Below are 25805 nucleotides of genomic sequence, written 5' to 3'. Positions count from 1 at the left end.
CGAGAACTCAAAACGGAAATTCAATGCGTTTGACCCTTTTTTTGGAAGTCAATTGGACGAGCTGGGCGCGGGCAAGTGCAACATCGCCAAAAACGTCTCCAATACCTATTAAAACAGGTTCGTCGACACCGATGGTTTGCATTCCTTTAGCGAGGTTACACAGGGTGCCGGCCCAGCGGCGTTCTTGTGCACGGCTGACGGAGGATACGACGACGACGGGTGTACCGGACTTCATCCCATTATCCATGAGACTCTGCTCGATCTGGCCCGCCATACGTCCGCCCATGTAGAAAATTGAAGTTTGGTTTGCGTCGGCAAGCGACAACCAGTCAATCGTACGGGGCAATTCGTAGTTGCGGGAATGACCGGTGACAAAACGCACCTGCTGTGCGTGGTCGCGGTGGGTGAGCGACGTCTTGAGGGACGCCGCCATGGCTGACGCGGCTGTGATGCCAGGCACGACATCGACGTGAATTCCTTCATTCTCCAACCTCGCGATTTCTTCGCCAGCGCGTCCGAAAATCATCGGATCGCCCGACTTCAGACGCACCACACGTTTGCCCGCTTTGGCGAAACGCACCATCATGTCGTTGATATCGTCTTGGCGGCAGCTTTCTCTCCCACCCCTTTTGCCAACCAGAAACCGTTTTGCCTCGCGCCTTGCCAGCTCCAGGACCTCCGCCGACACAAGATCGTCAAACAGGATGACGTCCGCAGCTTGCAGCGCTCGCATCGCCTTCAACGTCAGGAGCTCGGCAGCCCCGGGCCCAGCTCCGACCAGCGTCACCGATCCAGACGTTGATTCTGACGCGATCTGTCCCGCGTTCGCAAACAATTGATCGACCGTAGCCGCTGTGGGCGGCTCATTGGTCGACAGGCTGCGGTTGACGAAACGCTCCCAGAACAGACGTCTGGCACCGCCCTGCGACAGCTTCATGTTGACCGCGCTCCGCAACGTTTGCGCCAGACGCGCCCACTCTCTCAGGGAGTGCGGAAGCAGCGTTTCGATCCGCTGGCGGATGGCTTGCGCCAAAATGGGTGCAGCCCCATCGGTGGAAATCGAAACGATGACAGGGGAGCGGTTGACGATCGAGCCGAACTGGAACTGGCAGTACGCGGGCTTGTCGATGATGTTGACCGGAACCGCTGCCGCGCGCGCCGCACAGAAAAAAGCACGAGCCTCCTCTTCCGTTTCGCAATCGGCCACCGCGAGGGCGGCTCTGCCGAAGATACCGCAGTGCCAAGGATGCGCATGATGGGTCATTGCGGTCCTCGCGACAAGCGCCTTCATGGTCTCGCCAAGGTAATCGGTCTCGCAGTAAAGCTCGACCTCGGCGCCGCAAGCCTGTAGCAGCTCGACTTTCCAGGCGGCGCCATCAGAACCGCCTGCAATGACGACGCGCTTTCCTGAAAGGTTCCAGAAAACCGGGAGCTTTGCCAGCGCTGCAATGCGCGGCTGCCCATCACTCTGCGGCAAGGCAATGCGTCGCATCGAGTATCCTCCTGATTTCGGGGCGGCAGGACCCGCAATTCGTCCCCGCATTCAATACGGCACCGACCGCCTCTACCGAGCGGCAACCACTTCGTGCGGCGGCGTTGATTTCGTTGACACCGACCGAATAGCATGAGCACACGATGGCACCCTTGTCGGGTCGGCCGGCTTCCGGGCGACCAGCAAAAAGCTTCGAGCGGAGATTATGGTCCGCATGGACTTGCATGAGCTGGTCGGCGGCCCACTGCCGCGAGACCGACACCGTGTCCGCTGAGACATAGAGAGCGGCCGAGAGCCTCTCGCCCTCGAAGGCGAGCAACCGATGGTCTCCCACTTTCTCGTCGACATAACCGGACATGTCGAGATTCCGTCCTAGCTGCAGACTGCGCCGCAACCAGGCGTCCCATCCGTCGGTCGGCATGTCCCCAGCGAACTCCAGGCGGTAGCCGCCCTCAGTCCTGGCAATGGCCCAATAGGCGAACGGAAGGTCGGTCGGCCGCATGGCTGCCACCAGGAACCCGTGAAACTCAGCCTTATATCTCGCCAACGATACGCTGGCCATTTTCAGCGCAGGTTGTCCAGAGATCGGATCGACATGGGGAGAGACCAGGGTGTCAACACGCGCGCTTGGCGCCGTCTCTCCCGTCCAGTGCATGGGAACGAAAATCGCACCGCGCATCTGCCGTTCGGTCAGCAGAGCCCGCACGACGATCGAACGGCCGTTTGCGGCCGCTACACGCACAAGATCCGCGTCGCCAATACCCGCATTTTGGGCATCCGTCGGATGGATTTCGCAAAACGGCTCGGCGTAGTGGGCAGACAGGCGCGCACTTTTGCCCGTTCGTGTCATCGTGTGCCATTGATCGCGTATGCGACCAGTATTCAGAGTGAAGCAAAAACGGCTATCCGCTTCGACCTTCGCAGGTGTCGCCACCGGCACGAGGCACGCCCTTCGGTCGGCTGTGAAGAAACCGCCTTCTGCGAAAAATCGGGGCGTGGATGATCCGTCTTTGCGCAAAGGCCACTGGAAAGGCGCGAGAGTGTCGTAGGTCGAGGCGTCCATGCCTATGTGGCCGCCGAGGTCGAAATCACGTTGACCATCATTCTCGAATGCGGACAGAGCTGCGTGCTCCGCAAAAATCGCTGGCGGACCCTCGTAGTCGAACTCCGCACTGAAGCCCAGTCGTTTGCCGATCTCTGCCAATTGCCACCAGTCGGCGCGGGCCTCGGCAGGGGCGGGCAGAAACGGTCGCTGTCGGGAGACGCGACGTTCAGAATTCGTGACGGTGCCAGATTTTTCACCCCATCCGGCGGTCGGAAGGAGGACATGGGCGAGACGGGCGGTGTCGGTGTCCGTCTGGATATCGGAGACCACCACAAAGGGACAGGTGCGGAGCGCAGCCTTCACCCTGTCGGCATCGGGCATGGACACCACAGGATTTGTCGACATGATCCAGATTGCCTTGATCCGGCCGTCCGCGACGGCATCGAACATGTCGACGGCCTTCAGGCCGGGCTTGTCCGCGATGACTGGCGACTTCCAGAAGCGCTTCACGCGCTCGCGGTGAACCGGGTTCTCGATCGCCATGTGGGCCGCCAACATGTTGGCGAGCCCGCCGACCTCGCGGCCGCCCATGGCGTTTGGTTGGCCGGTAAGAGACAATGGCCCCATGCCGGGCTGACCAATCCGGCCCGTTGCAAGATGACAATTGAGAATAACGTTGACCTTGTCGGTTCCGACCGATGACTGGTTGACGCCTTGGCTGTAGCAGGTGACAACCTTGTTCGTATTTCCGAATATACTGAAGAACTGGCGGATAAGGATGGTGGGTACACCAGTGGCTTCCGAAACGTCGTGTATGCTTGGATGGCCAGCAGCCCGGAGCGCTTCAGGAAATCCTGTCGTGTGCTTCGCCATATAGTCCAAGTCAATCGTCCCGCTGTCTGCAAGGTAGCCAAGGAGACCATTGAAAAGTGCAACGTCGCCGTCGGCGCGCACCGGCAGATGCAGGTCTGCGAGATCACACGTCGCGGTCCTACGCGGATCAATGACCACCACGTTCATGGCGGGACGTGCAGCTTTGGCAGCAGCGAGACGCTGAAAGAGGACCGGATGGCACCAAGCCATATTGGAGCCAACGAGAACTACGAGGTCGGCGAGTTCCAAGTCCTCGTAGCACGCCGGTACGGTATCGGATCCGAAGGCTCGGCGGTGACCTGCCACCGATGAGGCCATGCACAAACGAGAATTCGTGTCGATATTGGCGGAGCCGATGAACCCCTTCATCAGCTTGTTGGCGACGTAATAGTCCTCCGTCAGCAACTGTCCGGAGACGTAAAACGCAACGGAATCGGGTCCATGATCGGCGATCGTCCGCTGGAAGGCCGAGGCGACGAGATCAAGTGCCTCATCCCAAGCGGCGGGTTGGCCATGGATTTCCGGATGAAGCGCGCGACCTTCAAGGTCGAGCGTTTCGGCGAGCGCCGAACCCTTGGAGCAAAGACGACCGAAATTGGCGGGATGGTCCGGGTCTCCCCGCACGCTGACCTTGCCCTCGTCGTCAACTGCGGCGATCACGCCGCAGCCGACGCCGCAATAGGGGCAGGTCGTCTTGGTTTCACAGGACATGTCTGCGGCTCCGCGCGTTGATCTTCCAATTACTCGGCTGCGGCCATCATGCTTTCGAGCATGATGGAGAGATGACCGTCGATATTGCGGACCGGGATGGTCTTGACTTCGCCTTCATCGGCCCCGAGCGCCCTGCCGGTTTCCAGCGAGATAACCCAGTTGTGCAGTGGGCAGGTCACGGCCTTGCCGTGCACGATCCCTTGCGTGAGCGGACCGCCCTTGTGGGGGCAGTGATCCTCGATGGCGAAGACCTCATTCTCGGCTGTGCGGAACACCCCGATCTTGCCTTGGGGTGTCTTCACGCAGCGCGCGCCGCGGAGCGGGATGTCATCTATCGTCCCAATCGCGATCCAGTTTCCGTTCATCGCCTCACTCCGCAGCCTGATTGTAGTTGATGGTCGCCATCGGCTTGAACTCATGCTTGTCCTTGCCGTAGACCCGCTCTGACCAGGGATCGACCTGGGCGAATTTCTGGGAGAAGACGAAGCGGTCGAAATAGGCGCGGCGCTTGTCCGCATCCTCCATGATCTGCCGACGGATCTCGTCGTGGCCGACACGCTTGGCCCATTTGTAGATGCGCTCAAGATAGCGCCCCTGCTCGCGGTACATCTGGGTGAGTGCCACGATGTGCTCCAGCGCCTCGTCCTCGGTCTTGACGAGGCCAAGGACATCCGTCCCCTTGATATCGAGGCCGGCGGCACCGGCGAAGTGGATCTCGAAGCCACTGTCCACGCAGATGACACCGATATCCTTGCAGGTGGCTTCGGCGCAGTTGCGCGGACAGCCGGATACGGCGAGCTTCAGCTTGGCCGGTGTCCAGGAACCCCACATGAATTTTTCGATGCGGATGCCAAGCCCCGTCGAATCCTGCGTGCCGAAACGGCACCAGTCGGAACCAACACAGGTCTTCACTGTTCTCAGACCTTTTGCGTAAGCCTGACCTGACACAAAGCCTGCCTTGCCGAGATCTGCCCACACCGCGGGCAAGTCTTCCTTTTCGATGCCGAGCAGGTCGATGCGCTGGCCGCCGGTGACCTTCACCATCGGGATATCGAATTTGTCGACGACATCGGCGATGGCGCGCAGTTCGGCGGCATTTGTCACCCCGCCCCACATGCGTGGGACAACGGAATAGGTGCCGTCCTTCTGTATATTGGCGTGAACGCGCTCATTGATGAAGCGCGACTGGTAATCGTCGGCATATTCGTCGGGCCAGTCCGCGACGAGATAGTAGTTCAGCGCCGGGCGGCATTTGGCACAGCCACAGGAGGTCTTCCATTCCAGCTCCTGCATGACGGCCGGAATGGTCTTCAGCCCCTTGGCCTTGATCAGCCGACGGACATCGTCATGGCCGAGTTCGGTGCAGGTGCACATCGGCGTGACGGCGGCGGGATTGTAGGCGTCGCCAAGCGTCAGCGACATGAGCTGCTCGACGAGCCCCGTACAATTGCCGCAGGAGGCAGATGCCTTGGTATGGGCACGCACGCTGTCCAGCGTTGTCAGACCCTTGCCGGTGATTGTGGACGTGATCTTGCCCTTGCAGACGCCGTTGCAGCCGCAGATTTCTGCATCATCCGGCAAGGCTGCAACGGCCGCCATAGGGTCCAGCGGGCTTCCCCCCTGATAGGACTGGCCGAAGATCAAGGTGTCGCGCATCTCAGAGATATCGGTTCCGCGCTTCATCAGATCGAAGAACCAGGAACCATCGCCCGTTTCGCCATAGAGGACGGCGCCAAGGATCTTGTTGTCCTTCAGCACGAGGCGTTTGTAGATGCCCGCCGAGGCATCGCGCAGCACGATTTCCTCGCGGTCCGGCGCTTCCGCGAAGTCGCCGGCGGAGAAGAGATTGATGCCGGTAACCTTGAGCTTCGTGTTGACGACGGAGCCATGATATTCGCTGGTACCGCCAGTAAGGCGGTCCGCGAGAACCCGGGCGGCTTCATAGAGCGGCGCCACGAGGCCGTAGCAGGTCCCGCGATGTTCGGCACATTCGCCGAGCGCGAAGACATCCGGATCAGAGGTCATCATACCATCGTCGACGACGATGCCCCTGTTCACGGCGATCCCCGCCTCCTTGGCGAGACTGGAAGCAGGGCGAATACCGACGGCCATGACCACCATGTCGCCCGATATCACGCGACCGTCTTCGAGTTCGATACCCTCAACCTTGTCGGGTCCGAGGATCTGCTTCGTGTTGGCATTGGTGATGATTTCTATGCCACGTTCGGTCAGTGCCTTTTCGAGGAGATAGGCAGCCGCCGGATCGAGCTGGCGCTCCATGATCGTCGGCATAAGGTGGATGACGGTGACATCCATCCCCTGACGCTTGAGGCCATAAGCCGCCTCCAGGCCAAGGAGACCCGCACCGATGACAATCGCACGGCCTTTGCCTTCGGCGATTTTGAGCATTTTTTCGACATCGTCGAGATCGCGATAAGCAAGAACGCCCGGCAGCTGATGGCCCGGAACCGGGATGATGAAGGGCAGCGATCCCGTGGCGATGACCAGCTTGTCATAGCTCACGGTGATGCCGTTCGCCGATGTAACTGTCTTCGCCTGGCGGTCGATCTCCGTTACTTTGGCACCCTTGTGCAGCGTCACCCTGTGTGTCGCATACCAGGCATCGTCGTGGATCACGATGTCGTCATAGGCCTTTTCGCCCGACAAAACCGGCGATAGCATGATGCGGTCGTAATTGACGCGCGGCTCGGCGTTGAAGATCGTGACGTGGTAGAGGCCGGGGGCCCTTTCGAACAGTTCCTCGAGCATGCGGCCTGGCGCCATGCCATTGCCGATGATGACCAGTTTTTCCGTCATGACTCTCTCCTATTCCGCCGCGACGATGCGGGCGGCCCGCTGGCGCTTGACGCGGGCAGCGCATTTTTCCTGAATGGATGCCAGTTGCTCGGCGCTCGGATTGGCGCCACCTTCATACGCTTCGAGGAATTCCAGCAATTCCTCGCGATAGGCGTAGTAGTCGGGATGGGCGAGCAGCGCCTTGCGACTGCGCGGCCGCGGCAGGTCTACCTCCATGATGTTGCCGATCTTCGCCTTCGGGCCGTTCGACATCATCACCACCCGGTCGGCGAGCAGGATCGCCTCGTCGACGTCGTGGGTGACGCAGATCGCGGTCACCTTGGTGCGCTTCCAGACATCCATCAGCACCTCCTGCAGCTCCCAGCGGGTCAGGCTGTCGAGCATGCCGAAGGGCTCGTCGAGGAGGAGCAGTTTCGGCGACAGGGCGAAGGCGCGGGCGATGCCCACCCGCTGCTTCATGCCGTTCGACAGATCGGCCGCATAGCGGTGCATGCTGTCTGCGAGCCCCACGCGGGCGAGATAATATTCGACGATGTCGCGACGCTCGGCGGGCGTTGCGTCGGGATAGACCTTGTCAACGCCGAGCGCCACGTTTTCGCGTGCGGTCAGCCAGGGCATCAGCGATGGCGCCTGGAAGACGACTGCACGGTCCGGACCTGCGCCGGATACTTCACGACCGTCGAGGATGATGCCGCCCGACGAGATGGGATTGAGGCCCGCGACCATCGAGAGCACCGTCGACTTGCCACAGCCCGAATGGCCGATGATCGAGATGAACTCGCCTTGGCGCATCTTGAGGTCGAAGCCGTCGACGACGGTGAGTGGTCCCTTCGGGGTCGGGTAGACCTTCTTCACTTCGAAGAATTCCACATAGCCCTTATCGATCGCTGACTGAGCCTTGCGCGTATAGGCCTCCGGCAGCTTTTCCGGCTGCGGCTTCTGGGTGATCGGCACGACGTTCGGCAGAACGATCCCGGTTTCGATGTCGCTGCCGCGGCTCTTGCCAAGATCCATCAGATACTCGGTGACCTCGGCGCGGATGCGCACGAACTCCTCGTCGGAGTTCATATCGGCACGGTCGCGCGGCCGGGCAAGCTTCACATCAAAGCTGTTGCCGAGCGTTGCCTTCGGGCCGGGCGTGAGTGGGATGATCCGGTCGGCAAGCAGGATCGCCTCGTCGACGTCATTGGTGACGAGGACAATGGTCTTCTTTTCCTTCTCGCAGATGGCCGCAAACTCGTCCTGCAGCTTGGAGCGGGTGAGTGCGTCGAGCGCTGAGAGCGGTTCGTCGAGGAGAAGCACTTCCGGCTGCATGGCGAGCGCGCGGGCGACCGAAACACGCTGGCGCATGCCGCCCGAGAGTTCCGAAGGCTTGCGGTCGATGGCATGGGCAAGCCCGACCATCGAGATATAGCCGTCGACCAGTTCCGCACGCTCGGCCTTGGACTTCGTCGTGTGGACGGCGTCGACCGCGAGCGCGACATTGGCGCGGACCGAAAGCCAGGGCATCAGCGAATAGTTCTGAAACACCACGCCGCGGGCGCTGTCCGGCCGCACGATCTCCTCGCCCTTGAACAGCACTTTGCCTTCGTCTGGACGGGAAAGTCCCGTCAAGAGCGAGATCAGCGTGGACTTGCCCGAGCCGGAGAAGCCCACGATGGCGATGAACTCGCCTTCGGTAACGTCCAGGTTAACGTTGGCCAGGACTTCATTGCGGGTCTTGCCGTCGCCGAAGCTTTTCGAAACGTCCTTGAGTTGGAGCATGCTCATGCGCGCCTCCTCAACGGTTCTGCGTAAAGGTGAAGGCGGACTGCAGCGCGTACATCACCCGATCAAGCGCAAAGCCGATGATGCCGATGGTGAAGACAGCAACCATGATGCGGGCGAGCGAGCTGGACGAGCCGTTCTGGAACTCGTCCCAGACGAACTTGCCGAGGCCCGGGTTCTGGGCGAGCATTTCAGCGGCGATCAGCACCATCCAGCCCACGCCCAGCGACAGGCGCAGACCCGTGAAGATCAACGGCAGGGCAGAAGGCAGCACCAGCTTCCGGATCGTGGTGCCGGTCGAAAGCTGCAGGACCTTGCCGACATTGACGAGATCCTTGTCGATCGAGGCGACGCCGACAGCGGTGTTGATCAAGGTCGGCCACAACGAACAGAGCGTGACAGTGATGGCGGAGATCACCATCGACTTCGGCAGCCAGTCGACCGGATCAACGTAGAGGGCCGAGATCACCATGGTGACGATCGGCAGCCAGGCGAGCGGCGAAACCGGCTTGAAGATCTGGATCAGCGGATTGATGGCGCCGTTGAAGCTCTTCGAGAGACCCGAGGCAATGCCGATCGGAACGGCGATCAGGGTGCCGACCAGGAAGCCAAGCGCGACGGTCAGGAGCGAGGTTCCGATCTGGTCGATATAGGTCGGCTTGCCGGTATAGGCGCGGTTCTTGACCTTGTCCGGCTGGCCATCGGCAACCAACTTGGCATTGCGCTCATCCTGACGGGCGTAGAAGGCTGCGGCCTTCTCGCGTTCATTGCGGTAATCCTGCCAGAGCGTGCCGACCTGTTCGGCAACCTGCGCCGGACCGGGAATGGCGCCGAGCGAGGTCTGGACGCGTGGCGCGAGTGTACCCCAGAGCAGCAGGAAGACCAGGATGCCGACGAGAGGAATGATCAGGACGCGCTTCAACTCCGAGAGCTGCTCTCCGATATTGTCTCCGGCCGCCATCCTGAGGATGGGGGTCACCCAGGCGAGGCCAAGGGCATCCAGCCAGCGGGCGGCGCGGTTTATCCGCTGGAAAAGACGCTCGCGGCGCTCGACCTTGGAAAGGTCGGGGGAGCTAAGGCTTTCAGTCGCATCGGTCATGGTTTCAGTCCCTGGCGATGGTTGGCATTGATCTACTGGTACTTATGGTGTGAGGCCGGGGCGCAGAGATGCGCGCCCCGGCTCATCTCGATCAGCCGCCGACGATCTCGGAGCCTTCGATCTTTTCCTTGCCCTTGAGCCCAATGGAGAGGCTGTCGATGTAGGCATTCGGCTTCTTGCCGTCGTAGCTCACGCCGTCGATGAAGTCGGTGGTTGCCGGCTTGTAGCCATCGGTGCCGAAGGGGAAGTCCTCCTTCTTGGCGTTGCCTTCCTCGACCAGCAGTTCTGCGGCCTTCATGTAAACGTCGGGCTTGTAGACGGACTTGGCAGTCTCGTCGTACCAGCTGTCATCCTTGAATTCCGGGATCTGGCCCCAACGGCGCATCTGGGTGAGGTACCAGATCGCGTCGGAATAGAAGGGATAGGTGGCGTTGTAACGGAAGAAAACGTTGAAGTCGGGAACCTCGCGCTTGTCGCCTTTTTCGTATTCGAAAGTCCCGGTCATCGAGTTGGCGATAACCTCCGCATCGGCGCCGACATATTCGGGTTTGGAGAGGATTTCGACGGCTTCAGCGCGGTTTGCGTTGTTGTCCGCATCCAGCCACTCGGCGGCGCGGATCAGGGCCTTGGTGAGCGCGAGAGTTGTGTTCGGGTTCTGCTCCGTAAATTCGGCGGTCAGGCCGAAAACCTTTTCCGGATTGTTCTTCCAGATTTCATAGTCAGTGATGACGGGAACGCCGATGCCCTTGGCGACGGCGGCCTGGTTCCACGGCTCACCGACGCAGTAGCCGTCGATCGTGCCGGCTTCCAGCGTTGCTGGCATCTGCGGCGGTGGGGTGACGGAGAGCAGCGCGTCGGCCTTGATCTGGCCGGAGACTTCGCTCGGCGAGTAGAAGCCCGGGTTGATGCCGCCGGAGGCGAGCCAGTAGCGGAGCTCGTAATTGTGGGTCGAAACCGGGAAGACCATGCCCATGTTGAAGGGCTTGCCCTGCGACTTGTAGCCGTCGATGACGGGCTTCAGCGCATCGGCCTTGATTGGGTGCTGCGGCTTGCCATCGGTGCCGGCCGGAATGTTCTTCTTCATCTGTTCCCAGACGGCATTCGACACGGTGATGCCGTTGCCGTTCAGGTCCATGGAGAAGGGCGTGACGATATGGGCCTTCGTGCCGTAGCCGATCGTGGCTGCCAGCGGCTGGCCTGCCACCATGTGGGCGCCGTCGAGCTCGCCGGTGATCACGCGGTCGAGAAGGACTTTCCAGTTGGCCTGCGGCTCCAGCGTGACATAGAGACCTTCGTCTTCGAAGAAGCCCTTTTCCTTGGCAATCGCGAGTGGCGCCATGTCCGTCAGCTTGATGAAGCCGAGCTTGAGCTCGTCCTTCTCAACATCGAGCATTTCGGCATTTGCTGCGCCGGACGCGAACATCGCGACCATCGACACATGACAACTTATAAGCGCATGAAGGCTGAGTTTGCGAAAAGTCATAGCGTTCCCCTGATTAGCTTTGTTGACGGTGAGGTTCGGAAAAACGAAAAAACGCCGCGTGCATTCCTGCGAGGTCTCGGCGGGAGGAGCCGGACAGCAAGAAGCCTGCGACGTCATTGTCTGATGGTTATCTGCGCTCGACGGCGCTCATCCGTCCCGCGGTCGCCGTTGACCGTGGACACATCAATCCAAGCAAGTACTGTGCCAGCTTGCACTAGCCGATGTTAAGAATTTGAAAAACAAGCGCTGTTTTAATATTAATTGCCAAAACCTCTCCACGCTCGCAACATCAGAGTGCTCGTTCGAAGACCTGACCTTCCGTGCAGATGCCTCAGAATTGTGCACCGCAGCGCATCAGCCATCCGACGTCACCGGGCTCAACGGCAAGCCTGATCGGACTGGAAATCGCTCGACGTAAGCTTGAAGGTGATCTGGGTCAAAGCGCTTGCCGTCCACGAAACCCTCATAGCCGCCAGCACCCTTCTCGCTCGCCTCGTCCGGCAGTGCGGCATCCTGTCCCAGCGCCTTCAGATAGAGGTCTGGCCGAAAAGCGCTCCGAGCATGGGCCATGCCTTTATCGCTGAAGTCTGTCTGGCCCCAGCGAAGCATCTGGCTGTAGATCCATGATGCCTGATCTGGCCGCGGATGGTTGGCCGCCCCACGATGGAAGAGGAAATAATCCGGGACGACCCGTTTTCTCCCCTGCGCATCGAGACTGAACTCCCCATTCAATACGCGGCGAATGATGCTCGTGGGCGCTGCGATGTATTCCGGCGCGCTCAGGATCTCGGCAAGCTCGTTGTGGTGAATGGGGTCGTCACACCAGCGCGCAGCCTGATCCAGCGCGACGATCAAACGAGAGACCGTGTCACTATTGGCATCGGCCCAGTCCGGGCGCATGCCGAGCACCTTCTCAGGTGCCAAAGGCCAGATATCCTGCTTGGCAGCCACGATCCGACCCGTTCCTCGTTCCGACGCAATCATGTTCCAGGGTGCCCCGACGCAGAAGCCATCGATCGCGCCGGCCGCGAGCGCATCCGATGTCAGCGGTGGCGGAACCACCACCAGCTTCACGTCGCGGTCGGGATCAATACCGCCAGCCGCCAGCCAGTAGCGGAACTCATAATTATGCGAGGAGAACGGATAGGTCATCCCTAGCGTTGGCACCGGCTCTCCCCGCTCCCGCATATCGGCGAGCAAGGCCGCCAGAGCCTTTGCATTGGCGAGGGCATCTGCATCGTCTCCCAGCCCGGTTAAGGACTTCATCCGTTCGAAGATTCGGGCCGACAACGTGATGGCATTGCCACCGCGACCGAGGGAAAAGGGCGCGATGGTCGGCGACGGATTGGATCCCAGCCCGAGCATGGATGCGACCGGCATCGGCGACAGCATGTGCGCGATATCAAACTGGCGGAAGGCAAGGCGATCGCGGACATTGGCCCAAGTCACGTCCCGGACCAGTTCCAAACGCAACCCCTCTTTTGTGGCAAAACCAAGCTCCGCCGCGACAATCAGGATCGAGGCATCCATCAGGGGAATATAGCCCGCCCGGAGCGTCCTCTGCTCCTTACTGTTCACAATCACAGGCGCGTGGATGGCGCCATCACCGGATTGGATTGAAACCATATCGCTCACCAGCATTCTCCAATCAACGCCGCGCTTACAGCAGCAATCCTGCGGCCGTCACGACGCTTTGCGCGATGTCAGCCAGCTTCTTCTTTTCGTTCATGGCGGTCTGTCGAAGCAGAGCGAAAGCCTGCTCCTCGCTCAAGCCCCGCATCTTCATCAGGATTCCCTTGGCGCGTTCGATGACCTTTCGCTCCTCAAGCGCATTGCGTGCCTCGACCAGTTCGCGCTGCAGGCGGCTAAAGGCATTGAAGCGGCTCACCGCCATGTCGAGGATCGGCTTGATCCGCTCTTTCTTCAAGCCATCAACCACATAGGCCGAAACCCCAGCATCGACGGCAGCCTCAATGGCCGCGGTGTCGGACCGGTCGACGAACATCGCAATCGGTCGCGAAATCATGCGGGTGAGCTGGAACATATGCTCCATCATGTCACGATTTGGGTTCTCTATGTCGATGATGATGACGTCAGGATCCATCGTCTCGATGAGACGCGCCACCCCATGCGTCTCATGGATCACCCGAACATTCAGATGCCCCGCTTCAGTCAGCCCCTCTTCGATGATCGAGGCCCTGATGGCATTCTCGTCTATAACAAGGATGGTCAGGTCGGTGGCGGCTTTTGACATGGTCACGCCACGGATGTCCAAGGCGACCACATGAGCCTTGTGATACTTCCATCTATCACCGTATGCGCTGCGTTGCCCGAGTCGCATCTCCGCTTAGTGGAATGAGCCATTGTGATTGCGTGCGAGGACAAATAAGCTCTCCCTTCTTCTTTGCGGAGACATGCAATTCTCACGCCAGAGACCAAGCTCACTCTATCGACTTGAGATGACATACCATGAGATGTCGTGCGGCAGGGATGCAATGTCCGTCAGGCGGCGAGTAGGAAGTGAACCGCCCCCGTTTTGCCGAAGACCTCTGCTCCTGAGAGCTAAGGTATATGACAAGAAATTATCTCCTGAAGTCCGTGCCCGCGCCGTTCGACTTGTAGCGGATCATAAAGCGGAGCATCCGTCACGTTGGTCGGCGGTATCCTGGTCGCATGTCGCTTCGACCGGCATCCCGCTGCGAAGCCTCCCTGGCCGAGCGAGCAAGAAGGGAGCTGCCACAAGTTTCATTGGTTGCGGGAATGAGTGCACAGTGACGTGCAATGGCTAGCCCCCAAATCGAACCGAGGCGCCGCTGTGTGCTTCGATCGCAAGGCGTCAGACAGACTTGGAAGATCAAATAGCCGATCATTCCAAGGTCAGGATAAGGATCGTGCGGAGATCTCCACACAAGGATTGATGATTGCGCTTGCGGTCTGGCCGTCGCCGGAAGCCCCCGCGACGTTTCGAGGCAGGGTGCGACCTCCAAAGTCCTCGTTCAGCGCAACGAAAGCCAGTCGTCGACGAGGACCTGGAAACGATCAGCCATTTGCCCGACCGCGGTCTCATCGTCGATGCGTCCTGTGAGCCAGTCCGCCGCGGCAGCACCAAAGAGCGTACGTCCGACGGCAAAGCCCTTGACGACCGACGACGGCGCGGCGACTGCGAAGGCTTCTCGTATTTCTTCCATCGGCGCGTCGAGCCCAAGGAGCAGCACACCGCGGCACCAAGGGTCATGTTCGGCGATCGCCGCTTCAATATTCCGCCATGCAAATGCATCGGCTTGCGGCTCGAGTTTCCACCAGTCAGGCCGGATGCCGGCAGAATAGATATCGCGGATAACAGTGGCCACGGTGTCGGCGTCCACCTTACCGCACTTGGAAGCAATTATCTCAATCAGGAGTTCGCGCCCGACGGATCGTGCTGCCGCGCATAGCTGCTGCAGAGTGCTGATTTGCTCAGACTTTAGCGCCTCCGGGTCGCCCGGATGGTAGAACGTCAGCGCCTTGATGCAATGGGTGACGGGCCACGCCACCAATTGCGCTCCAATATCCTGGCCGTATTCAAATCTTAGTGGCCTCGAACCGGGCTCCTCAACCGGGCGACCAATCCAATCAAGCCCCACTTCGCTTGCTCTTGCGAGGGCTTGTCGTCCAAAACGCTCATCAAGCAGCATCCCAAAGCCGCGACGCCCCTGTGCGACCTTTGCCGTAGCCTCGACGGCCAGAATTTTAAGTGCTTCTATCCGTTCGAGCGGAGCGCCAGCCTTTTCCGCCATCTCCACAAGTTGAGACCGGTGATCGATCGCAAAGGCCATGACCTGTGGCAGATCGTTCCGGCGAGTGGTGGCGGTATGGATATGGTTCAGCTCGACATCCTTCCGCAAAGCGCGATGCGGACTGCCATGCTCAAGGAAATGCTGCAGTTCCGGCCATGTCGGTATTTCGGGCGCACAGAGCAGCCGGGAAACGGCAAATGCTCCGCAGGCATTGGCCCAGGTGGCACAGGTCTCCAGCCTCTCGCCGCGTAGCCAGCCGCGCAGGAATCCGGACATGAAGGCGTCGCCTGCGCCGAGGACGTTATACACTTCGATAGGGAAACCCTGACCGACAATGCCATCTTCAAGTGCGTCGATGTCGCCCGCTTCGTAGACTATGCAACCCATAGGCCCGCGCTTAAGAACGATCACGGCATTGCTCAAAGCCCGGATCGCCCGCACTGCAGCCAGGCAGTCATTTTCGCCGGACGCGATGAGGATCTCTTCTTCCGTGCCGACGATCAGATCGCATAATGGCAGGATCTCGCGCAATTTTGCCGAGACCTCGCCAGACGCGATGTAACGCTGGTCTCCTGCGGCGTGGCCAGCAAGGCCCCATAGATTGGGCCGATAGTCGATGTCGAAGACGACCTTACGATTATGGCTGCGGGCAATCTCTATGGCCCGCATCTGTGCCGCGTAGGTGTTTTCGCGAGAAAAATGAGTGCCGGTTACCAGCACGGATGCGGATGACGCAATCTGGCCTGGATCGATATCCTCTACGTCCAGCGCCATGTCGGCACAGTTTTCACGATAGAAAATCAAAGGAAAGCTTCGGTCGTTCTCCACCGACAACAGCACAAGCGCCGTAAGCCTGTCTGGATCCGTGCGAACGCCGCTGGTATCGACGCCCTCACGTTCGAGCTGTTCACAAATGAACCGGCCCATCTGTTCGGCGCCAACCCTGGAAATCAGGCCCGAGCGCAGCCCCAATCTTGCGGTCCCCACGGCGATATTGGTCGGGCATCCGCCCACCGACTTGGCGAAGCTCGAAATATCCTCGAGCCGGGATCCTATCTGTTGCCCATAGAGATCAACTGAAGAGCGTCCGATCGTGATCACGTCGAGTGCCCGATCATCTGCGGGCTTCTTAGAAAACTGCTGTGTCACGTTACCCGCTGAAGCGCTCATCCAGGCACCCTCCCAATTGATCTTGCCAAATGCGACGAGGCATTCGGCGAATGTCTACTGGAGTAGGTGAAACTACAATTCCAAATCCAAGTCAATACGGAATATATGTTCCATCTTGTAGCCTGATGGCAGTTGCGATTCCTTCACCACGGCTGCGTTAGCGACTGAGACGGCGCCTTCTGTCCGCCACCGAGACCGTGAGTGCCATGGCGAGTGTGATAGCAGCCGCCAGCGTCCGAAATCCTGCAAAATCAGCCTCGGTCAACTGGAAGCAAACTTCCGACAGGGGGACGAGCGGAGAAAGTGGGGAGTCCGTAATGGCGGCGATGGGCACCCCCTGATCCTTTAGCTGCCGGGCCATCGCGATCGTCTGATCGGAATACGGCAGGAAGCTCACGACAATAGCGGCATCGCTTGGAGTGGCCATTAAAAGGAGATCCTCGTCGATCCCGTTTATCGAGCCGCAGATTTCGCTTCTTATCCCCAGTTTCGCAAAGGCGTAACGCATTTGAATCAGAGGAGGAAACGCACGCCGGCGTGCACACAAGTAGATAGTCCCGGCATTGGCCAAGAGAGTACTTGCCCGCTCGAAGGCAAGGCTGTCAAAGTCCTGCTCAAGGCGTGCGAGCGAATCTTGACCTGCTGCGATCAACCCTTTCAACAACTGGCGGCCTTCGTCCCCCTCGCTGCTGTGGTCTAAGGCATTTAACCGGGCCTCGTAGCTCTGATTACGATCGCGAAGCCGCTCCCGGAACAAAGTTTGCAGATCCGAGAATCCGTCGAACCCTATAGATTTGGCAAAGCGCACGAGTGTCGACGGCTGAACACCGGCCGCCTCTGCAATTGTGGCTGCCGTACCGAATGCTACCTCGTCCGGGTGCCCGACCATGTAGATTGCAGTCTGAGAAAGACGCTTGGGCATGGCGTGGCGATCGCGAGCAAGTCGTTCGCACAATTCGTCAAAACTGGCAGGCCGCTCGGGGCTACTGGTCATTTGCGAAACTCTCCCCTCGTTCGATGGAATTTTCATTCCAAATTATCTCTCACGGAACGTTGCGTATAGGCCCATTCTCAGCTTGTTGCTGCGTGACGAAAGAAAGTGGCATGCGATGAAAAATGCAACGTACATTTTACGCTTGCAAAAAAAAGAATATTCATTCTATTGTCCTCGCCGTGGCTGGTGACGCGATGCTGGCCTTGGGAGGAATTATGAGAGCCTGCGTGATAAAGTCCGCTGGACACATAGCGATTGAGCAATGGCCTGAGACCCCTTTGGGCAAGGACGAGGTCCGCCTGGACTTTGCGTGGGGCGGCATTTGCGGGTCTGACCTTCACTACTACCAGCATGGCCGCGTTGCCAACTCGATCGTTCGCGAACCAATGATTCTGGGCCACGAATTCAGCGGCATAGTTTGTGAAGCTGGTGATGATGTAACAGGGCTGTCCATAGGACAGCCTGTTGTCGTCAATCCTTCGCGCCCATGCAACACGTGCGATCAATGTGGTTCAGGTCTGACCCATTTATGCCGGTCCATGCGCTATATGGGCAGTGCCGCCCACCAGCCTCACACCAACGGCGGCTTCAGCGAGCGCCCGGTGGTTCTTGCCAGCCAATGCCGGTTTTTGCCCAAGGGATTTGATCTCGCGGTGGCCTCGCTGTGTGAGCCCTTCGCCGTTGCACTCCATGCCGTGGCGCTGGGTGAAATTCCGCCGGGAGCCACCGTACTGGTAACCGGTGCCGGCACGATCGGCAGCCTCGTGGCTGTCGCCGCGAGAAACGCAGGAGCTGGTCGTCTGATTGTTACCGACATAGCTGAACCCGCCTTGACCCGGATAGCAAAGGTTACCGGCGCCGAAACCTTTCAGGTTGGAAGCGCTGAATTGAGTGCAGAGGCCGAGGCGGTCATTGGCGAGGTCGATGTGACGCTGGAGTGCGCTGGCTCGGCCAACGCCCTGGATATGGCGATCCGTCTCACGCGACCGCGCGGAAAGATTGTTCAGGTTGGCTTTCTTCCTCCTGCGGCGCCATTGTCTCTTGCCGGACTTCTGACCCGCGAGATTAGCTTGGTCGGCGCCTATCGCTTCCTGGAAGAATTCGACCTGGCTGTTGAGCAGATCACTACCAACGCCGTCGATCTTTCCTCCTTCATTACCGGTCGTTACTCGATGGGCCAGGTCGAAGAGGCTTTTGTCGCCGCGGCCGACCGCAGCAGAAACGTCAAGGTTCTGCTGCACTTCGACACTTGAGGCGCTGATCATGACGTCGGAACGATCCCAACCTAAAAAGGCACCCTCGATCCTGCATATTGGTCCAGGCGCTTTCCACCGCGCTCATCAGGCGCTCTATGCCGATGCGATGATACGCGCCGGTCATCCAGAGGCCGGTATCCGCGCCATCTGCCTGTTCCCTCCTCATCTGTCAGCGACCCATGCTGCACAGGATGGTCGCTACCATGTTTTGTTACGCGAAGAGTCGGGAGAGCGATTGCATCAGGTGGAAAGCCTCTACGAGGTGCTTGATACGGCGACGGAAGATATGCTGTGCGATCCGGCCTTGCAATTGGTGACCATGACCTTGACAGAAAAGGGCTACTGTCATGTTCCAGGCACGCAGCGCTTGGACGACGACGCAATCTCCGGCGATCTGGCAACGCCTGATTCACCCGTCAGCGCAATCGGTTGGCTCGCGCTTGCCCTGGATCGTCGCCGCCGCGCCGGCTTGCCCGGCATCACACTTGCCAGTTGCGATAACGTTCCTGCCAACGGACGTCTGCTTGAGGCGGTGATGCGTGAGTTCGTTGCGCGCACCCGTCCGGAGCTCTCGGACTGGATGACGCAAAACGTCACATTCCCGGTTTCGATGGTAGACCGTATCGTTCCCCGCGTTGATGAAGAAGCCGGTGCCGCGATCGCGGCCCTGGTCGGTCAGCCGGACGCGCTGGGAGTGGCTGCCGAACCTTTCAGCCAATGGGTTCTCGAAAGACGATTGGCCGGCCCCATCCCCCCGCTCGAAACCGTGGGGGTTCAGATAGTCGAAGACGTAGCGCCCTACGAGTTGATGAAACACCGCATCCTCAACGGCGCGCAGACAGCGCTGGCACATATCGGGGTGCTTTCAGGATTTTCCACCTCTGCGGAGGCGGCTGCTGACCCCGTTCTTGCCAAGTGGCTATCCCACTTCGTGTTCGCCCAGGCTGAAACACTCATATGCCCGGCCGGAGAAGATCTGGAGGCCTATGCCCGGCTGACGCTGGCACGGTTGAGAAATCCGCACATTCGCCACAGGCTAACCCAGATCGGGACCGACAGTTCGTTCAAACTTGGTCAACGGATTGTCGAGGCTGCTGTTTGCCATCTCGACCATGCCGACCACCGGGACCTCTACGCGCTGGTCATGGCGGCGTGGATTCAATACAACACAGGTCGCGACGCGGCCGGGCGGGCGATCCCGATCGATGATCCGCTTGCCGCTCGTTTTGCTCAGATCACAGCCGGCGCCAACGGCGATTCCACTCAGCTTGCAGAGGGCTTTCTTGCCCTCGATCTCTTCGCAGGACCGCTTCGCAGGCATCGAGGTTTCCTTGCAAGGGTTGTGTCGATGCTGAGCTCTCTCAAGAGCGAAACGCCGCGCGCCTTCATTGCCCGTACATCCGCTGATCGGGGGGAGGACACCATATGCTGAATTTCATGAGAAAGCGGTCCATCGAGGAATGGATCGGTGCATTCTTGATGACCCTCGTCCTTGTGCTGCTGAGCATGCAGGTAATTGGCCGCTATGTTCTTGGCTGGTCTTTTGCCTGGATTGAGGAAGTCTCACGCTTCTTTTTCGTCTGGGCTGTTTATTTCGGATTTATCATCGCCGCCGCGAAAGACCGTCACATACGGGTCTCTGTTCAGATCATGATGCTGGCACCAATGGGCCAAAAAGTGATGTTGACGATCGCCGACCTGGTTTGGCTGATTTTCAACGGTATCGTCATCTGGTTCGGCACGATCTACATCGCCGACATGTTTCAATTTCCGCTGATTTCGCAAACCACGGGCATCAACCTTGTGTGGGTACAACTTATCGTCCCGCTTGGCTTCGCGCTAATGAGCATCCGCATCATCCAAGTCATGATCCGTCGGTGGACTGATGCCGAACCCACCGTCATCGACACACGGCTGGACGACTGAGGCAGTATCATGAGCGCACCAATTATTCTCACACTTGCCTTTTTTGTCTTTCTCATGCTCGGCGTACCTGTCGCAGTATCGATCGGCTTGGCAGCCATCGCCGGCATGGTTGTGGCCAATATCCCACTATCGTTTGTCGTGCAGGCAGCTTATTCCGCCGTCAACGACTTCCTGATCATCGCCGTGCCAATGTTCGTGCTTGCTGGCGTGTTGATGGAGAAGGGCGGACTTACATCCAGGTTGATCGCGTTTTCGCGCTCGCTGGTCGGCCCCACACCGGGCGGCCTCGCCACCGTGACTATCGTTGCCTGCACCTTCTTCGCGGCAATCTCCGGCTCCGGTCCTGCAACGGCGGCTGCGATCGGGTCAATCATGATCCCGACGATGATCAAGGAGGGTTATCACAAATCCTTTGCCGCGGCGATCACTTCGAATGCAGGTGGGATCGGCGTCGTGATCCCACCCTCCATTCCCATGATCATCTACGGCATCACGGCAGAAGTATCCATTACCGGCCTTTTCGTTGCCGGCGTCATTCCCGGCCTTCTGCTGGCTTTTGCGCTAACCGCCACATCACGTCTTATCTCGAAGCGTCGCGGCTATGCCGTTGCGAACCCCGACGGCCGCAGTCTCAAGGCGATCGGCGCCACCGCCTGGGAGGCCCGCTGGGCGATCCTCGCCCCTATCATCATCCTCGGCGGTATCTATACCGGTCTCTTCACCGTGACCGAAGCCTCCGTGGTATCGGTACTCTATGCGCTGTTCGTCGGAATTTTCATCTACCGCTCGGTGACGGTGGACAACTTCATCGACAGCATGTCCTATGCCGTGCGATTGACCGGTGTGGTCCTGTTCGTCCTGGTCAGCGGTCGACTTCTCGGGCGTATTCTCACCATCTTCCAGGTTCCGCAGAATTTCTCGAACTTGATGATCAACACCTTCGACAACCCGGTGGTGCTGATCCTCTTAATCATTGTCTTGCTGATCTTCGTCGGCATGTGGATGGAAACGCTCACACAGCTCATCATCCTGACACCCCTACTGCTGCCGGTCGCCGTCAGTGCCGGAATCGACCCGATCCAGTTTGGCATCATGTTCGTCATCGCCTGTGAGATTGGCTATTCGACACCTCCGCTAGGAGTAAATCTCTTCGTCGCAAGCGAAATCAGCAATGCGTCGGTAGAGGAGGTAAGCAAGGCTGCAATTCCGCTTATCCTTGCAGAAATTGGCGTGCTGCTGCTCGTCACCTTTGTTCCCCAGCTTTCGCTGTTCCTGCCGCGGTTGCTCGGGTTCATCTACTAATCGATATCAATGAAGGAGGAGACTGCCCGTGTTTAAATCCATTATTGCCGCTACCGCTATGGTATTGGCCAGCAGCCAGTTCGTCTGGTCCGCCGACTACACCATTCGCTTGTCCCACGGCGACAACGAGACCAATCCGACTCATCTGACCGCCGTCAAATTCAAGGAGCTTGTCGAACAGTACTCGGACGGCAAGGTCGAGGTTCAAATCTATCCAAACAACTCTCTGGGCGGCGAGTCCGAAGTGGCTCAGGCCCTGCGAATGGGGTCGATCGACGCGGAGATCCTTTATACCGGCAACCTCATGCCGCTCGCGCCATCGTCGGGCGTCCTGATGCTGCCCTATGCCTACAACAGCACCAGCGAGGCACATAAAGCCATGGACGCTTTGCTCGAGCCCTTGAACGAGCGCATCATCCAGGAAGCCGGCGTACGCGCTCTCGGCCTCATGGAAAAGGGGTTCCGTGTTCTCACCACCAATAAGCCGGTAGAAACGCTGGACGATCTCCAGGGACTGAAGATCCGCGTGTCACCGAACGATATCGCGATCCAGACCTTCAAGAGCTGGGGAATCGAGCCTATTCCGATGGACTGGGCCGAGGTGTTTCCTGCGCTTCAGCAGCGCGTGATCGACGGCCAGGAAAACCCGTACACCACAGCTATTTCATCGCGCTTTTATGAAGTGCAGTCCGACATCACTGAAATTCACTATATGATATGGACTGGACCGCTGATCATCAGCGAGCGCGTCTTCCAGTCTTATCCCGAAGACATTCAACAGGTCGTCGTGAAGGCGGGCAAGGAAGCGGTTGACTATGGCCGCCAGGTATCGGCTGAAAAGACGGATGAAGCGATCGCAGAGTTGACCAAGCGCGGCGTCAACCTTCATGGGGCGCCTAAGGATGAAGAAAAATGGCAGAGTTCTGCACAAGCTCTCTGGCCTCAGTTCTATGGACAGATTGGTGGAGCTGAATGGGCCGAAAAGGCGGTTGGCATCATCAAAAGCGCTGCAAAGTAAAGAAACTTCACAACCTGACGAGGCTGCGCTCTGCGCAGCCTCTGATCGCTCATTGACCTTCATTAGGTCCTTTGGTCGCCGCATAGACCCGCGATTTCCAAAACCTATGAAAAGTAGGCCTGCTGGAGAAGCCACACCGGTCTCCAAGCAAACTCTTGGACCGGGTAGCAAACTGATTTGGTGCAACCTGCCAAGGCTCGTGTTGGGGTGCGGATTGCAGTCGATGCGCCATTCCTCGATGATCTCCCGCGCTGCCGGTAGCTGCGGAACAGATGTTCGTTGAGACGGTCTTCACGCAGTCGACCGTTGAACAATTCCACGACGCCATCATGCTTGGATCTGCCCGAGGCGATGTATTGCCATTCACCCCAACCTTGTAGCCAGGTGACATGGCGGTCGATCTAGCTCGGTGCCATTGTCGCTGACGACCTATGGCGGATAGACACGTGGTACTATGCCATCTGTGCAGATGGATCTGCGCTGTGAGTAGCTCTTCGCTTCAATAGCCCAGTTCACGGCATTTCTCCTCGAACCGGGAGCCAGAAGTTTCTTCCGAGCATCTCGCGGAGTTCGGCGACATCCATCATCTGCTCCGCCGGAAGCTGCTTCAGCTTCGGGTTCTTTTCTTCCAGCGCCTCCAGCCGACTGGCTTCCGACACTTCCATGCCGCCGACTATTTGCGGCACCTGTAATAGGTCGAATCGCTGAAGCATTGCTTGCGGCACAGATCGCCCGCCGGCTTCCCGGTCCGATGCTCCTTCAATATTCCGATGATTTGTTCTTCGGAGAACCGTGATCGCTCCATTGCCCGTCTCCTTCGTTGAGGAAGAGGCTAACCCAAAAATTGAAAACATCTCAGGGGAGCAGGTCACCACGCCGGAATCTATGGCGAGCATACCCCCGGGTAAACGGCGCCGCGGTCATACCGTGTAACATGATCGAGGCGAAGATAATCGCGCTTGCGGCGTACCAGACCAGGGGGTCATGCAGTTGTGATCTTGCAAGGCTCGCATAGTAAATCGCAGCGACGCCGATTGGGCCGAACCATCCGATATAGGCGATATCCATTCCCTTTAGCGGCCTGCGCAAGAGCGGGTAAAATATAAGCAAGACCGGCGGACGGCGCAGCAGGAGAATGTAAATCGCTGCGATCAGCAGCGGCCAACCGAGGTCCAGCCACGCGCCGATCGGCAGCGCGATGCCGAAGATGACGAACATCGGGAGCGTGAAGAGCTTCGCCACGGCCTCTTGGATGTTCTCCTCGTTCTGCTTGTCCTGTCGGTCGGTCGCCAGGTTGAAGACGAAACCCGAGAGGAAGACAGAAAGCAGAGCATCCGCACCCATAAGTTCGGCAGCGCCCAGGGTGACGAGCGAGAAGGCGACCGTGTAGCCCAGCAGCGATTGCTGTTCGACCAAGCCGCGCTGTTCTGCATAGGCGATCGCCTTGGCCGCCGCGTAACCAATGACGATACCGATGATTGCCGCCGACACGACGCCAATCACCAAGGAATGCACCAGCCACCTCTCCCATGCCTCTGAGACTGGATGTTGCAGCATGAGCATCGGCAGCATGACGAAGATGTAGGCGAGCCCGTCATTTGCTCCTGATTCCAGCGAGATCGCGTCCCTGACGCGAAGGGGCAGATGCTTAATGGCAAATGGGCCGGAAACGATGGAGCTTGCGACCACCGGGTCCGTCGGTGTCACGACAGCGGCGATGAGCAGGGCGAGCCAGAAAGGCACAGCGAGACACCAGGCTACGAGAGCTGCGGATATCAGCCACATGCCGAGCATGGCAAGGGTAAGCAGGACCGTCACCGGTCGCCAGAGGTTCTGACCGCTCTTCTTGTCGATGCGCAGCGCCACGCCCATGAGACCGATGGCGAGCGTCAGCCGGGCAGCCTGTTCCAGAACGGCGGTTTCTTCGCCCCAGCGACCGATGTCGAGCCAGCCGAGGCCGAAGGGCCCCACCGCGATCCCCACGAACACGGCAATCATCGGCTCCTGGAGAAGGCTCTTCTTCATCGCAGCAGACAGGAGGCCGACCAGGATGACGGTCAGACCGACGCAGACGAGCGCGATATCAAGCTGTTCCATGGTTCCTGCTCCATCTAACCTGCCTCATCGCCCGCGGTCTTCGACCTCTTGTCCCTGATCCCGCTCGTCTTTCCCAGCGCGAGAGTTCGGCGGGGGTGCCAGTTGGTAGAGGTAGGCGGCCATGTCGGCGGCTTGTGCCGGCGTGACGCCGAGGTCGGGCATGGCCGTCAGCGGATCGACCGCGGGCGGATCGGTGATCCACCGCACCATGTTCTGGGGTGTGTTCTTCAGCACGCCGGCGATGTAGCGGCGGCTGCCCGCCTCGCTCAGATCAGGACCGACATGCACGTCCGCTCCGACCAGCCCCGGAATTTCGTGGCAGCTCCGGCAGGCATGCAGCCTCATCAGCAGCCGGCCACGCTCCGCATCTGCTGCGGAAGTGTCGCCGATGGTGAATGTCTCGCCGGCACCATCCTGGCGGGGCGCGGCTTCAGGCTCTCCTGTCCATCTGCGATAGTCCGCGGGCGTCAGCGTCGGGAGCGCTTCGACGAAGGCGGTCAGATCGAGCATCTCGGCCCGGCTGAGCCGGCCCTCCCAGGCCGGCATGCCGCCCTTCGCCGGCATGATCCGGATCAGGTTCAAAAGGTCACTGCGCGGCTTTCGCACAACAGTATCTCAGCCCTTTGGCGGGGCACCCCTCGGTATTGGTGAGACTAGCCTAAACTTTGAAGGATGCACGTGGGGTTTAGGTTGAAATCTGTCGCAGCGAACCTGATCGCGGCGAGGCCCGATTGCTTAGGCATCCGTGACCGCTTCTGGCGCGAGAGAGACCACCGGCTCTCGTGGCTACCGTCTCCGAAAGAACCACCTGAACTCCTTTGAGGCGCGCCCCCCGGTTCTACGAGCAACACCCGAGCAACAATATAGGCTGACGAGCCGATCTGACGTCGCCGACTTTCTGAACAGCCTGTGATCGGCACTTTACATTTGCCGATGACCGCTCGTGGCGCAGACCGAAAGTGGAGACCGCATTCGGCCC

Annotated in this window: 19 protein-coding genes, 1 pseudogene and 1 riboswitch; of the genes and pseudogenes, 5 read left to right on the top strand and 15 right to left on the bottom strand. The window is 59.3% G+C overall.

Annotation, left to right across the window (positions count from 1 at the left end; translation table 11 throughout):
- Nucleotides 1-7 precede the first annotated feature (7 nt).
- The 11 genes from cysG to J5J09_RS17875 all read right to left on the bottom strand — a co-directional run bounded on the left by cysG (nucleotide 8) and on the right by J5J09_RS17875 (nucleotide 17227).
- Nucleotides 8-1492 carry a siroheme synthase CysG gene (cysG, locus tag J5J09_RS17925; protein WP_208552887.1) on the bottom strand — a complete coding sequence of 495 codons (1485 nt, stop codon included), beginning with the start codon at nucleotides 1490-1492 and terminating at the stop codon, nucleotides 8-10.
- Complete coding sequence (locus J5J09_RS17920; protein WP_208552884.1) at nucleotides 1464-4121, bottom strand: nitrate reductase; 2658 nt, start codon at nucleotides 4119-4121, stop codon at nucleotides 1464-1466. Before J5J09_RS17920 ends, cysG begins: the two co-directional genes overlap by 29 nt.
- A gap of 29 nt (nucleotides 4122-4150) precedes the next feature.
- Complete coding sequence (gene nirD / locus J5J09_RS17915; RefSeq protein ID WP_054148698.1) at nucleotides 4151-4486, bottom strand: nitrite reductase small subunit NirD; 336 nt, start codon at nucleotides 4484-4486, stop codon at nucleotides 4151-4153.
- 4 nt (nucleotides 4487-4490) lie between these two features.
- Nucleotides 4491-6938, bottom strand: a complete 2448-nt coding sequence (gene nirB / locus J5J09_RS17910) for a nitrite reductase large subunit NirB (protein ID WP_208552883.1) — start codon at nucleotides 6936-6938, stop codon at nucleotides 4491-4493.
- A gap of 9 nt (nucleotides 6939-6947) precedes the next feature.
- Nucleotides 6948-8708: a nitrate ABC transporter ATP-binding protein gene (locus J5J09_RS17905; RefSeq protein WP_208552881.1), complete on the bottom strand. Its 1761-nt coding sequence runs from the start codon at nucleotides 8706-8708 to the stop codon at nucleotides 6948-6950.
- A 10-nt stretch (nucleotides 8709-8718) separates the two neighbouring features.
- Nucleotides 8719-9804 carry an ABC transporter permease gene (locus J5J09_RS17900; RefSeq protein ID WP_208552879.1) on the bottom strand — a complete coding sequence of 362 codons (1086 nt, stop codon included), beginning with the start codon at nucleotides 9802-9804 and terminating at the stop codon, nucleotides 8719-8721.
- Between the two features lie 91 nt (nucleotides 9805-9895).
- The gene (locus J5J09_RS17895) at nucleotides 9896-11236 is read right to left on the bottom strand and encodes a CmpA/NrtA family ABC transporter substrate-binding protein (RefSeq protein WP_246746009.1); all 1341 of its coding nucleotides are present in this window, start codon (nucleotides 11234-11236) and stop codon (nucleotides 9896-9898) included.
- 405 nt (nucleotides 11237-11641) lie between these two features.
- Nucleotides 11642-12928 (bottom strand): CmpA/NrtA family ABC transporter substrate-binding protein, encoded by a 1287-nt coding sequence (locus J5J09_RS17890; protein ID WP_246745869.1) that lies wholly within the window; start codon nucleotides 12926-12928, stop codon nucleotides 11642-11644.
- A gap of 19 nt (nucleotides 12929-12947) precedes the next feature.
- Complete coding sequence (locus J5J09_RS17885) at nucleotides 12948-13541, bottom strand: ANTAR domain-containing response regulator (protein ID WP_208553627.1); 594 nt, start codon at nucleotides 13539-13541, stop codon at nucleotides 12948-12950.
- A gap of 742 nt (nucleotides 13542-14283) precedes the next feature.
- Nucleotides 14284-16233, bottom strand: coding sequence for a 5-dehydro-2-deoxygluconokinase (gene iolC / locus J5J09_RS17880; protein WP_208552877.1), 1950 nt, complete (start codon nucleotides 16231-16233; stop codon nucleotides 14284-14286).
- Nucleotides 16234-16390: 157 nt separating this feature from the next.
- Entirely contained in the window at nucleotides 16391-17227 is an 837-nt protein-coding gene (locus J5J09_RS17875; RefSeq protein WP_208552875.1) for a MurR/RpiR family transcriptional regulator, read from the bottom strand.
- 122 nt (nucleotides 17228-17349) lie between these two features.
- Between J5J09_RS17875 and J5J09_RS17870 the strand changes: the two genes are divergently transcribed.
- The 5 genes from J5J09_RS17870 to J5J09_RS17850 are packed head-to-tail and all read left to right on the top strand — an operon-like array spanning nucleotide 17350 to nucleotide 22729.
- On the top strand, nucleotides 17350-18480 hold the full coding sequence (locus J5J09_RS17870; protein WP_208552873.1) for an L-idonate 5-dehydrogenase: 1131 nt from the start codon (nucleotides 17350-17352) through the stop codon (nucleotides 18478-18480).
- A 10-nt stretch (nucleotides 18481-18490) separates the two neighbouring features.
- Nucleotides 18491-19915: a mannitol dehydrogenase family protein gene (locus J5J09_RS17865; protein ID WP_208552871.1), complete on the top strand. Its 1425-nt coding sequence runs from the start codon at nucleotides 18491-18493 to the stop codon at nucleotides 19913-19915.
- Complete coding sequence (locus J5J09_RS17860) at nucleotides 19909-20409, top strand: TRAP transporter small permease (RefSeq protein WP_208552869.1); 501 nt, start codon at nucleotides 19909-19911, stop codon at nucleotides 20407-20409. Before J5J09_RS17865 ends, J5J09_RS17860 begins: the two co-directional genes overlap by 7 nt.
- 9 nt (nucleotides 20410-20418) lie before the next feature.
- Nucleotides 20419-21711, top strand: coding sequence for a TRAP transporter large permease (locus tag J5J09_RS17855; RefSeq protein ID WP_208552866.1), 1293 nt, complete (start codon nucleotides 20419-20421; stop codon nucleotides 21709-21711).
- Nucleotides 21712-21739: 28 nt separating this feature from the next.
- Complete coding sequence (locus tag J5J09_RS17850; RefSeq protein WP_208552862.1) at nucleotides 21740-22729, top strand: TRAP transporter substrate-binding protein; 990 nt, start codon at nucleotides 21740-21742, stop codon at nucleotides 22727-22729.
- Nucleotides 22730-22833: 104 nt separating this feature from the next.
- Here J5J09_RS17850 and J5J09_RS23035 read toward each other — a convergent pair whose 3' ends face one another.
- From J5J09_RS23035 to J5J09_RS17835, 4 genes and pseudogenes are all read right to left on the bottom strand, one after another.
- On the bottom strand, nucleotides 22834-23049 hold the full coding sequence (locus tag J5J09_RS23035) for a hypothetical protein (protein ID WP_348646471.1): 216 nt from the start codon (nucleotides 23047-23049) through the stop codon (nucleotides 22834-22836).
- A gap of 118 nt (nucleotides 23050-23167) precedes the next feature.
- Nucleotides 23168-23534: pseudogene (locus tag J5J09_RS22895) on the bottom strand (transposase); the annotation flags it as partial.
- 50 nt (nucleotides 23535-23584) lie between these two features.
- On the bottom strand, nucleotides 23585-24826 hold the full coding sequence (locus J5J09_RS17840; protein ID WP_208552859.1) for a cation:proton antiporter: 1242 nt from the start codon (nucleotides 24824-24826) through the stop codon (nucleotides 23585-23587).
- Between the two features lie 24 nt (nucleotides 24827-24850).
- Entirely contained in the window at nucleotides 24851-25372 is a 522-nt protein-coding gene (locus J5J09_RS17835) for a c-type cytochrome (RefSeq protein ID WP_246745868.1), read from the bottom strand.
- A riboswitch (TPP riboswitch) is annotated at nucleotides 25360-25475 on the bottom strand. (Overlaps the previous gene by 13 nt.)
- Between the last annotated feature and the right edge of the window lie 330 nt (nucleotides 25476-25805).

The organism is Ciceribacter sp. L1K22, from assembly GCF_017599385.1.
In the GTDB taxonomy this organism is placed as follows: Bacteria; Pseudomonadota; Alphaproteobacteria; order Rhizobiales; family Rhizobiaceae; genus Allorhizobium.
The sequence above is the reverse complement of the archived record's forward strand: the minus strand, read 5'-3'. Positions and strand labels throughout refer to the sequence as shown.

Bases quoted from the DNA above. Each gene is read 5' to 3' on its own strand.
- cysG (WP_208552887.1), bottom strand. From the start codon at position 1,492: ATGCGACGCATTGCCTTGCCGCAGAGTGATGGGCAGCCGCGCATTGCA.
- J5J09_RS17920 (WP_208552884.1), bottom strand. From the start codon at position 4,121: ATGTCCTGTGAAACCAAGACGACCTGCCCCTATTGCGGCGTCGGCTGC.
- nirD (WP_054148698.1), bottom strand. From the start codon at position 4,486: ATGAACGGAAACTGGATCGCGATTGGGACGATAGATGACATCCCGCTC.
- nirB (WP_208552883.1), bottom strand. From the start codon at position 6,938: ATGACGGAAAAACTGGTCATCATCGGCAATGGCATGGCGCCAGGCCGC.
- J5J09_RS17905 (WP_208552881.1), bottom strand. From the start codon at position 8,708: ATGAGCATGCTCCAACTCAAGGACGTTTCGAAAAGCTTCGGCGACGGC.
- J5J09_RS17900 (WP_208552879.1), bottom strand. From the start codon at position 9,804: ATGACCGATGCGACTGAAAGCCTTAGCTCCCCCGACCTTTCCAAGGTC.
- J5J09_RS17895 (WP_246746009.1), bottom strand. From the start codon at position 11,236: ATGGTCGCGATGTTCGCGTCCGGCGCAGCAAATGCCGAAATGCTCGAT.
- J5J09_RS17890 (WP_246745869.1), bottom strand. From the start codon at position 12,928: ATGCTGGTGAGCGATATGGTTTCAATCCAATCCGGTGATGGCGCCATC.
- J5J09_RS17885 (WP_208553627.1), bottom strand. From the start codon at position 13,541: ATGTCAAAAGCCGCCACCGACCTGACCATCCTTGTTATAGACGAGAAT.
- iolC (WP_208552877.1), bottom strand. From the start codon at position 16,233: ATGAGCGCTTCAGCGGGTAACGTGACACAGCAGTTTTCTAAGAAGCCC.
- J5J09_RS17875 (WP_208552875.1), bottom strand. From the start codon at position 17,227: ATGACCAGTAGCCCCGAGCGGCCTGCCAGTTTTGACGAATTGTGCGAA.
- J5J09_RS17870 (WP_208552873.1), top strand. From the start codon at position 17,350: ATGCAACGTACATTTTACGCTTGCAAAAAAAAGAATATTCATTCTATT.
- J5J09_RS17865 (WP_208552871.1), top strand. From the start codon at position 18,491: ATGACGTCGGAACGATCCCAACCTAAAAAGGCACCCTCGATCCTGCAT.
- J5J09_RS17860 (WP_208552869.1), top strand. From the start codon at position 19,909: ATGCTGAATTTCATGAGAAAGCGGTCCATCGAGGAATGGATCGGTGCA.
- J5J09_RS17855 (WP_208552866.1), top strand. From the start codon at position 20,419: ATGAGCGCACCAATTATTCTCACACTTGCCTTTTTTGTCTTTCTCATG.
- J5J09_RS17840 (WP_208552859.1), bottom strand. From the start codon at position 24,826: ATGGAACAGCTTGATATCGCGCTCGTCTGCGTCGGTCTGACCGTCATC.
- J5J09_RS17835 (WP_246745868.1), bottom strand. From the start codon at position 25,372: ATGCCGGCCTGGGAGGGCCGGCTCAGCCGGGCCGAGATGCTCGATCTG.